Below are 12344 nucleotides of genomic sequence, written 5' to 3'. Positions count from 1 at the left end.
TTCAGCTGCTGGAGCTCGCTTTCGCGGCCGCCTTGGCCTGCTGCTTGAAGGCCCGGACCTCGGCCAGGCTGGTGGGGTCCACGACGTCGGCGACCGAGCGGCGGGCGCCGTCCGTGCCGTAGTCGCCGGCTGCCTCGCGCCAGCCGGACGGCGTCACGCCGTACTGCTTGCCCAGCAGCGCGACGAGGATCTTCGCCTTCTGCGCGCCGAACCCCGGCAGCTCGCCGACCCGGCGCAGCAGGGTGGTGCCGTCCGGCACGTCGGCCCACAGCTGCTCGGCCCGGCCGTCGTAGCGCTCCACCAGCAGCCGGCAGACCGCCTGGGCGCGCTCGGCCATCGACCCGGGGTACCGGTGGACGGCGGGCGGGCCGGTGAACGCCTCCTTCAGCGCCGCGGGGTCGGCGTCCGCGATGGCCTGGGCCGACAGCGTCTGCACCCCGAGCCGCTGGGCCAGCAGGGCCGGCCCGGCGAACGCGCGCTCCATCGGGAACTGCTGGTCCAGCAGCATCCCGAGCACGAGGGCGAGCGGGTCCCGGCCGAGCAGGTCGTCGGCGGCGGGGTCCTGGGCGATGCGGATCTGCGGCACGCCGGCAGTCTGCCGCACCTCCGTCAGGCGGTGGGCCGATCGGGCCCGCCCGGGGCCAGGGCGTGCAACGACCGGCGCACCGTGGTCAGCACGCTGCCGGCGACGAACAGGTCGTGGCCGGTGCGCTCCCGCTCGGCCCGGAGCTCCCGGGCCAGGTCGTCGACGGCGTCCTGCGCGCTGCGCGCCTGCTCGCGGTCGTCGTCGCGGTCATCGGTCCGGTCGTCGGTCCGGTCGTCGGTCCGGTCGTCGGTCCGCACCACGCCGGCCAGCGCCGCCAACGCGGTCGCGGTGGTCGGCCGCAGCCGGGGGCCGAGGGCGACGTCGTCCCACCCCGCCGCCGCCGTCTCGTGCTCGCGCAGCAGCTCGACCAGGTCCACCACGAGGAACGCGAGGCTCTCCAGGGCCCTGGCCCGTCGGTAGAGCCGGTCGGCGGCGCCGGCGTACCACCGGGCCCGACGGTTGCCCCGGCGTCCCTGGTCGGCGAGGGCGACGGCGTCCCTCATCCGGGACAGCACCGGGTCGACCGACCGCATGCGGGCCCGCCACCCTGCCTCGTCCGGCGGCGACGCCCGGCGCAGGGCGTCGACCAGGTCCTCGAGCTGGTCGGCCAGCAGGTCGCGCAACCGGTCGAGCTCCGCCTGGGCCGGGACCATCGGCAGCGGCGGGAAGGCGGCGGTGACCGCGAGCCCCACGAGTGCGCCGAGCAGGGTCAGCCCGGCGTAGCCGGCCACGTAGCCCACCGGGTCGGCGTCCCCGATGATCAGGGTGAACAGGGCCGAGGTCGGCACCCAGGTGCCCGACGTCCCGAGCGCGGACCACCCGGCCAGCGCGACGCCGGCCGCGACGACGACCGCGATGGTCACCGCGTTCGGGTAGCTGAACCCGTCCACCACCAGGGCGACGGCGGCACAGAGGCCGGTCGCCCCGACCGTCTGGGTCGCCTCCCGCACCGACCGGGCCAGGGTCGCCGACGTGGCGACCACCGCACCGAGCGGGGCGTAGTAGGGGTAGTCCCCCGCCGCACCCGGGACCAGCTGGACGAGCGCCCAGGCCAGCGAGGCGGCCACCGCCGCCTTGACCACCATGCCCCACCGGGGGTGCCTGACCCAGGCCCGCACCACCGAACCCGGCAGACCGTCCGCTGCCACCGACCCATCCTCCCGGTCGGCGGGGAGACCGGCAGCCCCGCGTCGGGCTCGGACATCATCGTGTGCCTGCAGGCCGGGGTGGCCGAGCAGGTGGGCACCGAGGAGTCGCCCCGGGAGGTGGGCACCCCGATCGCCACCGCCCGGCCCCGGTCCGTCGGCTGACCGTCGGGCACGATCGGCGGCATGCGCGCAGTCGTCAGCCGGGTCGCCAGCGCCTCGGTGACCGTCGAGGGTGCCGTCGTCGGCGAGATCGGCGCCGGGCTGCTCGCCTTGGTGGGGGTCGCCCGCACCGACGTCGAGGACGGCGCCGCCCGAGCCCGCGAGCTGGCCCGCAAGGTGCACGAGCTGCGGATCTTCCCCGGCGAGGACGGCGAGCGCTCCGCCGCCGACCTCGGCCTGCCGGTGCTGGTGGTCAGCCAGTTCACGCTGCACGGCGACACCCGCAAGGGCCGGCGTCCCTCCTGGACCGCCGCCGCGCCGGGTCCCGACGCCGAGCCCCTGGTGGACGCGGTCGTGGCCGAGCTGCGGGCCCGCGGTGCGGTCGTCGCCACCGGCGTCTTCGGGGCGTCCATGCAGGTCGCGTCGGTCAACGACGGCCCGTTCACCCTGCTGCTGGAGACCTGAGCAGGAGATCTCGGCCACACCGCGGCGGGCAACGGCGCCCGGACGGGGTATCGGAACCTGCACGTGGCCTGTGAGACGGAACGGTCAGGAACACCAGGGGCGGTCCCGTCCGTTGTGCAGGACGTACCACACGGGACGACGGATCCCGCGGAGGGGCGACCGGCGATCCCGGACCTCCTCCGGCACCGAAGACGCCCGGGTGACGGCCAGCACGACCGGCGGCCATCCGACCCCAGAGGCAAGGACGAAGACACATCGTGACGCTGACGCAGTCCTCCCCCACCGACACCCTGAGCGTGCGCGCCCCGCGCCGCACGCCCGACACCAGCGGCCTGGTGTCCACGGACCTGGTCCGCGTCTACCTCAACACCATCGGCAAGACACCGCTGCTCACCGCCGAGCAGGAGGTCGACCTCGCCAAGCGCATCGAGGCCGGGCTCTACGCCGGCCGGCTGCTGGCCGAGAAGAAGCTGACCCCGGCGGTGAAGCGCGACTACACGCTGCTGGCCGCCGACGGCAAGGCCGCCAAGCAGCACCTGCTGGAGGCCAACCTCCGCCTCGTCGTGTCGGTCGCCAAGCGCTACACCGGCCACGGCATGACGTTCCTGGACCTCATCCAGGAGGGCAACGTCGGCCTGATCCGCGCGGTCGAGAAGTTCGACTACGCCAAGGGCTTCAAGTTCTCCACCTACGCGACGTGGTGGATCCGGCAGGCGATCACCCGGGCCATGGCCGACAGCGGCCGCACGATCCGGCTGCCCGTCCACCTGGCCGAGCAGGTCAACAAGGTGGTCCGCACCCGCCGCCGGATGCACCAGGAGCTCGAGCGCGAGCCCACCGCCGAGGAGCTCGGCCTGGAGCTCGACCTCACCGAGGAGCGGGTCGTCGAGCTGCTGGAGTACAGCCGCGACCTGGTCTCCCTCGACCAGACCGTCGGCGCCGACGAGGACTCCCGCCTGGGTGACTTCATCGAGGACTCCGACGCGGCCGTCGCCGAGGACGCCGTCGCCTTCCAGATGATGAAGGGCGACGTCCGCACGGTGCTGGGCACCCTGGAGGACCGCGAGCGCGACGTGGTCATCATGCGGTTCGGCCTGGACGGCGAGCAGCCCCGCACGCTGGAGCAGATCGGCAAGCGCTTCGGCCTCTCCCGCGAGCGGGTCCGCCAGATCGAGCGCGAGACGATGAGCAAGCTGCGCGCGCCCGACCGGGCCGACGCCCTGCGCGACTACCTCGCGTGAGCCGTGCCGAGACCCCCGACCTGCCGCCCGGCGGGTCGGGGGTCTCGTCGCGTCCCGGCAGGATGACCGCCGTGGTCGATGCCGCCCGCCCCGCCTGGTTGCGCCGCACGCCGGGTGAGCACCGGTGGCCGGCCACCCTCGCGCTCGTCGCCACCATCGCGCTGCCGGTGCTGCTGCCCGACCGGCTGGCCCCCCAGCTCGGCCTGGTGCTGCCCGCGGCCCAGCTGCTCGTGCTGGCCGGGCTGGTCGTGGCCAACCCGCTGCGGATCGACCGGGAGTCCGCCGTGCTGCGGCTGCTGTCGCTGGGGCTGCTGGGCCTGATCGTGCTGTCCACCGGGTGGTCGGCGGTGCTGCTCGTCCGGGAGCTGGTCTCGGGCCGGGACGTCGCCGCGACCACCCTGCTGGCCGCCGGTGCCGGCATCTGGCTGACCACGGTGCTGACCTTCGCGCTGGTCTTCTGGGAGCTGGACCGGGGCGGGCCGGCCGCCCGGGCCGCCGGCACCCACGAGCACCCCGACCTGGTGTTCGCCCAGATGCAGACCCCGGGGCTGGCCCCCGCCGACTGGGAACCCCGGTTCGGCGACTACCTCTACCTGGCCTTCACCAACGCCACCGCGTTCAGCCCGACCGACGTCCTGCCCCTGACCCACAAGGCCAAGGCGGCGATGGCCGCGGAGTCGACGATCACGCTGGTCGTCGTGCTGCTCGTGCTGGCCCGGGCGGTCAACGTGCTGGGCTGACGCCCCTCAGGTGGAGAACATCCGGCGCGGACCGGGGTCCACCCGGGCGGTCGGCGGCCCCACCCGCACCGCGGCGCCGGCCACCACCAGGGACCGGCCGCCGTGCCACGGGTCGGCCGGGCCGACGATGACCGGCTCCAGCGACAGCGCCAGCACCTCGGGCAGGTCGTCGGCCAGCCGGGCGACCCGCAGCAGCAGGTCCTCCAGCGCGGCGACGTCGACCGGCTCGCTGCCGCGGTAGCCGTCCAGCAGCGGCCAGGCGCGGGGTTCGCGGACCATCTCGCGGGCGTCGGTGTCGGTGAGCGGCAGCGTGCGGAACGCCCGGTCGCCGAGCAGGTCGGTGGCCACGCCGCCGACGCCGAAGCTCACCAGCGCGCCGAACGAGGGGTCGTCGACGACCTCCACCACCGTGGTCACCCCGGGGGCGGCCATCTCCTGCACGATCACCGGGTCGTCGGAGGGGATCGCCTCGAACCCGGCCCGCACCGCGGCGGCGTCCCGCAGGTCCAGCCGGGTGCCGCCGAGGTCGGCGCGGTGCCGCAGCCACGGCGCCGTCGACTTGAGCACGACCGGGTAGCCGACCTCCTCGGCCGCGGCCACCGCCGCCTCGGCGTCGTCGGCCCGGCGGGTGCGCAGCAGCGGCACCCCGTAGGCGCCGAGCAGTGCGATGACCTCGTCGTCGGTGAGCTCCCGGCCCCCGCCCTCGGCCAGCGCGCCCAGGACGACGTCCTTCGCCGCGGCCTCGTCGACGCCGGTCAGCTCCGGGACCTCGCCGGCCGGACGGCGGCGCCAGTCGGCGTACTCCGACACCCGGGCCAGCGCGATGACCGCCCGCTCCGGGGTGGAGAACGACGGCACCGACCCGCGGGCGGGCATCCCGTCCTCGCCGCGGACCACCAGCTCGTCGGGGATGCCGTCGGCGGACAGGAAGTTGGCCACCACCGGCTTCTCCGCCCGGGCCGAGATCTCCCGGAGCACCCGGCCGTAGGGCGCGGTGTCGTGCACCAGGGCCGGGAGGTAGACCGCGACGACGGCGTCCACGCCCTCGTCGTCCAGCGCGGCCTGCAGCGCGGCCCGGAGCTCCTCCGGCGGCGCGGCGGTGCCGATGTCGACCGGTCGCTCGTGGGCCAGGGACAGCCCCTGCTCCAGGACGGCGTCGGCCACCAGCACGCCGACGGCGGTCGAGTTGCCGACGATCGCCACCCGGCCACCGGCCGGCAGCGGCTGGTGGGCCAGCAGGGTGCCCACGTCGAACAGCTCGGCCAGCGTCTGCACCCGGATCACCCCGGCGGAGGCGAACAGCGCGGCGACCGACTGCTCGGTCACCGCGACGCTGGTGCCGGCCAGCCCGGCGGTCATGCCCACGTGCCGGCCGCTCTTCACCGCGACGACGGGCTTGGTGCGGCCGACCCGGCGGGCCAGCCGGGCGAACTTGCGCGGGTTGCCGAAGCTCTCCAGGTGCAGCAGCACGACCTCGGTGGCCGGGTCGGTCGCCCAGTACTGCAGCATGTCGTTGCCGCTGACGTCGGCCCGGTTGCCGGCCGAGACGAAGCTCGACAGGCCGATGCCGCGGTTGCTGGCCCGCTCGAGCAGCATGACGCCGAGCGCGCCGGACTGGGCGAAGAAGCCCATCCGGCCGCGGCCGGGCACCCGGGGCGCCAGGCTGGCGTTGAGCCCGACCGCGGGGTCGGTGTTGACCAACCCCAGGCAGTTGGGGCCGACGACGCGCATGCCCGAGGCCCGGGCGGAGGCGACCAGCGCCCGCTCGGCGGCGCGGCCCTCGGGGCCGGTCTCGCCGAACCCGCCGGAGATGACGACCAGGCCCTTGACCCGCTTGCGCCGGCAGGCCTCGACCACCCCGGGCACCTCGGCGGCCGGGACGGTGAGGACGGCCAGGTCGACGTCGTCCGGGATGTCCTCGATGGAGGCGTGCGCGGGCACCCCGGCCACGTGCCGGACGGCGGGGTTGACCGGGTAGATCGGCCCGGCGAAGCCCTGGTCGAGCAGGTGCCGGAGCACCGCGTGGCCGATCTTGCCGCGGTCGTTGCTCGCGCCCACCACGGCGACCGAGCCCGGGGTGAGCAGCCGGCCGATCGACCGGGACTCGCTGCGCTGCTCGCGCTCGTAGGTCACCGCCAGCGCCTGCTCGGTGGGCGCGATCGGGAAGGTGAGGTGGACGACGCCGTCCTCGTAGGAGCGCCGCGCCTCGTAGCCGGCGTCCAGGAACACCCGGACCATGCCGGAGTTCTGGCTGAGCACCTCGGCGACGAACCGGGTGATGCCCCGCTCGCGGGCGGCGGCGGCCAGGTGCTCCAGCAGCACCGAGCCCAACCCGCGGCGCTGGTGGGCGTCCTCGATGAGGAAGGCGACCTCGGCGTCGTCGGTGCCCGGGTAGCGGTCGTAGCGACCGACACCGACGAGCTCCTCGCCCAGCAGCACGACGAAGGCCACCCGGTGGTCGTGGTCGACGTGGGTGAACCGGTAGAGGTCCTTGTCGCTGAGCCGCTTCATCGGCCCGAAGAACCGGTAGTACCGGGTCTGGTCGGAGCTGCGCTCCATCAGCCCGACGATGCCGTCGGCGTCCTCCGGGGTGATCGGGCGCAGGTGCACGGTGCCGCCGTCGGCGGCCACCACGTCGGCCTCCCACCCGGGCGGCGGCACCGAGTGCGCCGGCACCGTCGGGTCGTCGGTCGGGGGGCTAGTCACGGGGGTCGTCCGGGTCCAGGCCGAACAGCGGGTAGGCGGCGTTGCGGGTGCGGGTGACCGCCCGGTCGACCCGGTTCTCGGTGAACGGGTCCCAGTGCTGGAACCCGGTCCACCCGCCCTCGGTCATCGAGCCCGGCGGTTCGATCCGCAGGCCCTTGGACAGCACGTCCTGCGCCCAGGAGTCGGGGATGGCCGTGCCGGGGGGCACCGGGGTGCCGGCGGCCTCGGCGATCAGGTGGGTCCAGGCCCGCGGCACGCAGCGGACCAGGCCGTAACCACCGCCGCCGAGGGTCAGCCAGCGGCCCTCGCTGACCTCGTGGGCCAGCTCGTGCATGGCCTTGTAGGCCGCGCGCTGGCCGTCGACGGTGAGCCCGAGGTCGGCCATCGGGTCCTCGTGGTGGGTGTCGCAGCCGCACTGGGTGACCAGGATCTGCGGGGCGAAGGCCCGCACGACACCGGGGACGACGGCATGGAAGGCCCGAAGCCAGCCCGAGTCGTCGGTGCCGTTGGGCAGCGCCAGGTTGACCGCGGACCCCGGTGCCTTCACCGGGTCCCCGGTCTCCTCGGGGTAGCCGGTGCCCGGGAACAGGGTGAGCGGGGTCTGGTGGATGCTCACCGTCAGCACCCGGGGATCGCTCCAGAACGCGGCCTGGACGCCGTCCCCGTGGTGGACGTCGAGGTCGACGTAGGCGATCCGCTCGTAGCCCTGGCCGAGCAGCCAGGCGATGGCGATCGCGGCGTCGTTGAACACGCAGAACCCGCTGGCCGCGTCCCGCATCGCGTGGTGCATGCCGCCGGCGATGTTCACCGCGTGCTGCGCCTTGCCCTCGTGGATCAGCCGGGCGGCGGTCACCGACCCGCCGGCGATCAGCGCCGAGGACTCGTAGATGCCGTCGAAGACCGGGTTGTCGGTGGTGCCCAACCCGTGCCCGACGCCGGTGGGGTCCGAGGGGGCGCGGCGGACGGCGGCCAGGTAGCCGGGGTCGTGGACCAGGGTCAGCAGGTCCTCCCCCGCCGTCTCCGGCCGGACGACCTGGACCCGGTTGCCCGACAGCACCCCGAGGGTGTCGGCCAGCCGCATGGTCAGGTCCAGCCGCACCGGGTGCATCGGGTGGTCCCCGCCCCAGGTGTAGCCCAGGTAGGCGTCGTCCCAGACGACGCTGACCGCGTCGCTCATCGTGTGGTGCCCGGAGCCGGCCTCATCGCCTGTTCACCCGCGGGACGCTACCGCCCGGCCGGGCTCGTCGCGCCCCCTCGGGGTGGCGGAGCACCCGTACGCTGGGCGGAGACGCCTGCGCGAGGAGCCTGCTGTGAACGACCTCATCGACACCACCGAGATGTACCTGCGGACGATCTTCGAGCTGGAGGAGGAGGGCATCACGCCCCTCCGCGCCCGGATCGCCGAGCGGCTGCACCAGAGCGGCCCCACCGTGAGCCAGACCGTCGCCCGGATGGAGCGCGACGGACTGCTCAGCGTCGAGGGCGACCGCCACCTGGCCCTGTCCGACGAGGGCCGCGCGCTGGCCACCGCCGTGATGCGCAAGCACCGGCTGGCCGAGTGCCTGCTCGTCGACGTCATCGGCCTGGACTACGCCGACGTGCACGAGGAGGCCTGCCGCTGGGAGCACGTGATGAGCGAGGCCGTCGAGCGCAAGCTGCTGACCCTGCTCGGCAACCCGCAGGTCTCCCCCTTCGGCAACCCCATCCCCGGCCTGGCCGCCCTCGGCGCGACCACCACCGACCAGCAGGACACCCTCACCCTGCTGTCCACCTCGGCCACCCCCGAGGGTGCCCCCGTGGTGATCCGCCGGATCAGCGAGCAGCTGCAGGAGGACACCCGGCTGCTCCGTTCGCTGGCCGACCAGGGCGTCCGGCCGGGCATGACCGTGCGGGCCTCGCTGGCCAACGGCGCGGTCAGCGTGGACGGCACGGTCCTCGCGCCCGGCGTGGCCCAGCACGTGTTCGTCTCCCCGGCCGAGGAGGTCGAGCCGGTCCCCGCCGGCTGATTCCTTCGCACGGCTCACGATCTCGCGGCTAGGCTGGCCGCCGTGCCCGAGTCCCCGCAGGTGCCCACCCCGTTCGCCCGCCCGGCCGACGTCATGGCCGTCCCCCGCCTCGGCGGCCTGGCGCTGTCCCCCGACGGTCGCCGGCTGGTCACCTCGGTGGCCACCCTGGCGCCCGACAAGAAGACCTGGCGGACGGCCCTGTGGGAGATCGACCCCGCGGGCACGGCGGCGGCCCGGCAGCTGACCCGCAGCGCCCCGGGTGAGTCCGCCCCGGTCTTCGCCCCGGACGGGACGCTGCTGTTCACCTCGGCCCGGCCGGACCCCGACGCCGGCAAGGACGCCGGCGAGCCCAAGCCCGCACTGTGGGCGCTGCCCGCGGCCGGCGGCGAGGCCCGGCTGGTCCTGGCCCGGCGCAACGGCATCGGCGGGGTCACCGTCGCCGCCGACAGCGGGGACGTCGTGGTCGTCGCCTCGACCACCCCCGGCGCCGCCGACGACGAGGCCGACGCCGCCCGCCGGGACGCCCGCAAGGACGCCGGGGTGACCGCGATCCTGCACGAGAGCTACCCGGTGCGGTTCTGGGACCACGACCTCGGTCCCGCCGTGCCGCACGCCTTCTGGGTGGGCCGGCTGCCGGCCGAGGGCACGCAGCCGGAGTGGCGCGACCTGACCCCGGACGCCCTGCCGCCCAACGGCGCCGGGTCCGACGTAGCGCTGTCGCCGGACGGCCGCTGGCTGGCCCGGGCCGAGGAGGTCCCCGCCGAGCGGGCCTCCCGCCGCAGCCGGCTGGTGCTGACCGACACCGCGAGCGGTGAGACCCGGGTGCTGGTCGACGACCCGGCCGCCGACGTCGGGTCGCCCGCCTGGTCGCCGGACTCGACGCGGCTGGTGTGCACCCGGGAGTCCGAGACCACCCAGGCCGAGCCGCCGGACTACACGGCCCTCGTGGTGGACATCGCCTCGGGCGAGGTCACCGACCTGACCGCCGGCTTCGACCGCTGGCCGTCGGCCCCGCAGTTCGACGCCGCCGGCGAGTCCGTCTACTTCCTGGCCGACGACGACGGCCGGCACGCCGTGTTCCGGGTGCAGCCGGGCCAGGCACCGGTGCGGATGACCCGGGACGGCGCCTACTCCGACCTGCAGGTGGCTCGCGACGGCTCCGCGCTCTACGCGCTGCGCTCGGCGTTCGACCACCCGGCGGCCCCCGTGCGGCTGGACCCGGTGGCCACCGACCAGCAGCCCGAGCCGCTGCCCAACCCGGGCACGATCGCCGAGCTGCCGGGCACGCTGCGCGAGCTGCGCGCCACGGCGGCCGACGGCGTGCAGGTGCAGTCCTGGCTGGTGCTGCCCGAGGGCGCCTCCGCGGACTCCCCCGCCCCGCTGCTGCTGTGGATCCACGGCGGCCCCCTGATGAGCTGGAACTCCTGGTCCTGGCGCTGGCTGCCCTGGGTGATGGCCGCGCAGGGCTATGCGGTGCTGCTGCCCAACCCGGCGCTGTCCCAGGGCTTCGGCCAGGACTTCGTCCGCCGCGGCTGGGGCAGCTGGGGCGGGGCGCCCTACACCGACCTGATGGCCGCCACCGACGCCGCGGTCGAGCTGCCCGAGATCGACGGGAGCCGGACGGCGGCCATGGGTGGCTCCTTCGGCGGCTACATGGCCAACTGGGTAGCCACCCAGACCGACCGGTTCGACGCGATCGTCACGCACGCCAGCCTGTGGCACCTCGACGGGTTCATCGGCGCCACGGACGCGGCGTTCTACTGGGAGAAGGAGTTCGGCGACCCGCTGACCTCGCCGGAGCGCTACGAGCAGAACTCGCCGCACCGGTACGCCGACGCCATCACCACGCCGGTGCTGGTCATCCACGGCGACAAGGACTACCGGGTGCCGATCGGCGAGGGCCTGCGGCTCTGGTACGACCTGCAGAAGCGCGGCGTCCCGTCGAAGTTCCTGTACTTCCCGGACGAGAACCACTGGGTGCTGACGCCGGGCAACGCGACGGTCTGGTACGAGACGGTGCTCGCCTTCCTCGCCGAGCACGTGCAGGGCCGGGACTGGTCACGCCCCGAGCTGCTCTGAGCGGGCACCCGGGTCGCCGGCCCGGGTCAGCAGGTCGCGGACGGCCGCGGGCGGCAGGCCCGCGGCCAGCCCCTGGTCCAGGAGGCGGGCCAGCGCGTAGGTGGGCTGGCTGTCCAGCGCGCGGTCCAGCGCGATGCCGGCGGTCGTGCCGTCCCCGCGCGCCCAGGCGGTGGCGGCCAGCAGCGTGGCCGGGGCGGCGTCCAGCGGTGGCGGCAGCCGCCGGACCAGCTCGGTCCACAGCGCCTCCGCGGCCGGCCCGGTCGGGCCGGTGCCCAGGCCCATCGCCTGGTCGCGGACCTCGAGGTCGGTGAGCGCCCAGCCCAGCCGGGCGACGTCCTCGTCGGTGAGCGGCCGGGGCGCCCGGCTCCCCGCGTCCGCGACGGCGTCGCGCACCAGCCGCCACGACCGGTCGGCCAGCGCCTCCCAGCCGTGCCGGTGCAGTGCGTCGGCCTGCACCGCGCCCACCACGGCGCAGGCCCGGCCCACGGCGACCGCCGCCGGGCCGGCGACCGGGGCGAGCCGGGCCACCAGCTCGGCGCGGTCGGCGGCCACGACCTGGCCGCGCACCACCGCGGCCGCGGCCAGCTCCGTCGTCCCGCCGGGCAGCAGCTGACCGGCACCGGGGTCGCAGCAGGGCTCCGCGCAGTCGTAGTCCCAGCACCGGCCGGCCCGCACCAGGGACGCCGCGAGCAGCGGCACCCCGGCCGCGGCGAGGGCTCCGGCCACCGCGCTCACCACAGGGCGGCCGGGGAGGTCGAGCCCGGCGGTGCGGAGCAGCCGCAGGCCCACCGGGTCCAGGTCGTGCAGGCGCCGGTCGAGCAGGTCCCCGGGGTCGTGGTCGCCGTCCTGCACGTCGGGTGCCTCGGTGACCACCAGGGCGACGACGGCGGCCGGCGGCTCGTGCCCCAGGCGGGCGACCGCCGCCGCGGCCAGCGCCGGGGCGTCGGCGGGGTCGGGCAGGTCGACCCGCAGGGTCACGCCGACCCGGGCTGCGGGGCTGCCGGTGAGGGCGACCAGGACCAGGGACTCCGAGGGCACGAAGCCCAGCAGCTGCGGGAGCGCCGCAGCCAGGTCGGGACCGGTGCCGAGCCGGACGGCGGGGATCTCGTCGAGGGGCATGCACCCACCCTGGCGGCCGTCCCGGCCTCCCGGCGGGGGCCGGCACGACCTGTGGACCGGGGTGCCCGGTGTGGACGGCGGCGGGCAGCGCGCCG

10 protein-coding genes are annotated in these 12344 nt (G+C 75.5%); 5 read left to right on the top strand and 5 right to left on the bottom strand.

The window, feature by feature from the left end; translation table 11 throughout:
• Position 1: 1 nt before the first annotated feature.
• Positions 2-586: an HhH-GPD-type base excision DNA repair protein gene (locus LFA75_RS19945; RefSeq protein ID WP_225235337.1), complete on the bottom strand. Its 585-nt coding sequence runs from the start codon at positions 584-586 to the stop codon at positions 2-4.
• 23 nt (positions 587-609) lie between these two features.
• On the bottom strand, positions 610-1734 hold the full coding sequence (locus tag LFA75_RS19940) for an aromatic acid exporter family protein (RefSeq protein WP_225235336.1): 1125 nt from the start codon (positions 1732-1734) through the stop codon (positions 610-612).
• A 183-nt stretch (positions 1735-1917) separates the two neighbouring features.
• Here LFA75_RS19940 and dtd point away from each other — a divergent pair, with 183 nt between their 5' ends.
• The 3 genes from dtd to LFA75_RS19925 all read left to right on the top strand — a co-directional run bounded on the left by dtd (position 1918) and on the right by LFA75_RS19925 (position 4339).
• Entirely contained in the window at positions 1918-2358 is a 441-nt protein-coding gene (gene dtd / locus LFA75_RS19935) for a D-aminoacyl-tRNA deacylase (protein ID WP_225235335.1), read from the top strand.
• Between the two features lie 257 nt (positions 2359-2615).
• Complete coding sequence (gene sigB, locus LFA75_RS19930) at positions 2616-3599, top strand: RNA polymerase sigma factor SigB (RefSeq protein WP_318250035.1); 984 nt, start codon at positions 2616-2618, stop codon at positions 3597-3599.
• A 62-nt stretch (positions 3600-3661) separates the two neighbouring features.
• Complete coding sequence (locus tag LFA75_RS19925) at positions 3662-4339, top strand: hypothetical protein (protein WP_225235334.1); 678 nt, start codon at positions 3662-3664, stop codon at positions 4337-4339.
• A 6-nt stretch (positions 4340-4345) separates the two neighbouring features.
• On the opposite strand, the gene LFA75_RS19920 is transcribed toward LFA75_RS19925, so the two are convergent.
• Positions 4346-7045, bottom strand: a complete 2700-nt coding sequence (locus LFA75_RS19920) for a bifunctional acetate--CoA ligase family protein/GNAT family N-acetyltransferase (RefSeq protein ID WP_225235333.1) — start codon at positions 7043-7045, stop codon at positions 4346-4348.
• Positions 7038-8222: an acetoin utilization protein AcuC gene (locus tag LFA75_RS19915; RefSeq protein ID WP_225235332.1), complete on the bottom strand. Its 1185-nt coding sequence runs from the start codon at positions 8220-8222 to the stop codon at positions 7038-7040. The genes LFA75_RS19920 and LFA75_RS19915 overlap by 8 nt, the downstream gene beginning before the upstream one ends.
• 133 nt (positions 8223-8355) lie before the next feature.
• Between LFA75_RS19915 and LFA75_RS19910 the strand changes: the two genes are divergently transcribed.
• Both LFA75_RS19910 and LFA75_RS19905 read left to right on the top strand, forming a co-directional pair.
• Positions 8356-9051, top strand: a complete 696-nt coding sequence (locus LFA75_RS19910; RefSeq protein ID WP_225235331.1) for a metal-dependent transcriptional regulator — start codon at positions 8356-8358, stop codon at positions 9049-9051.
• A 42-nt stretch (positions 9052-9093) separates the two neighbouring features.
• The gene (locus tag LFA75_RS19905; RefSeq protein ID WP_225235330.1) at positions 9094-11130 is read left to right on the top strand and encodes a S9 family peptidase; all 2037 of its coding nucleotides are present in this window, start codon (positions 9094-9096) and stop codon (positions 11128-11130) included.
• Here the strand turns inward: LFA75_RS19905 and LFA75_RS19900 are convergent.
• Entirely contained in the window at positions 11110-12249 is a 1140-nt protein-coding gene (locus LFA75_RS19900) for a DUF4192 domain-containing protein (RefSeq protein ID WP_225235329.1), read from the bottom strand. The two genes, LFA75_RS19905 and LFA75_RS19900, sit on opposite strands and share 21 nt — an antisense overlap.
• Between the last annotated feature and the right edge of the window lie 95 nt (positions 12250-12344).

Source organism: Klenkia terrae, assembly GCF_900491935.1.
Taxonomy (GTDB): domain Bacteria; phylum Actinomycetota; class Actinomycetes; order Mycobacteriales; family Geodermatophilaceae; genus Klenkia; species Klenkia terrae.
This window is presented reverse-complemented; position numbering and strand designations above follow the sequence as displayed.

Coding starts and splice junctions, on each gene's coding strand:
- dtd (WP_225235335.1), top strand. CDS start 1,918: ATGCGCGCAGTCGTCAGCCGGGTCGCCAGCGCCTCGGTGACCGTCGAG.
- LFA75_RS19915 (WP_225235332.1), bottom strand. CDS start 8,222: ATGAGCGACGCGGTCAGCGTCGTCTGGGACGACGCCTACCTGGGCTAC.
- LFA75_RS19900 (WP_225235329.1), bottom strand. CDS start 12,249: ATGCCCCTCGACGAGATCCCCGCCGTCCGGCTCGGCACCGGTCCCGAC.
- LFA75_RS19925 (WP_225235334.1), top strand. CDS start 3,662: ATGACCGCCGTGGTCGATGCCGCCCGCCCCGCCTGGTTGCGCCGCACG.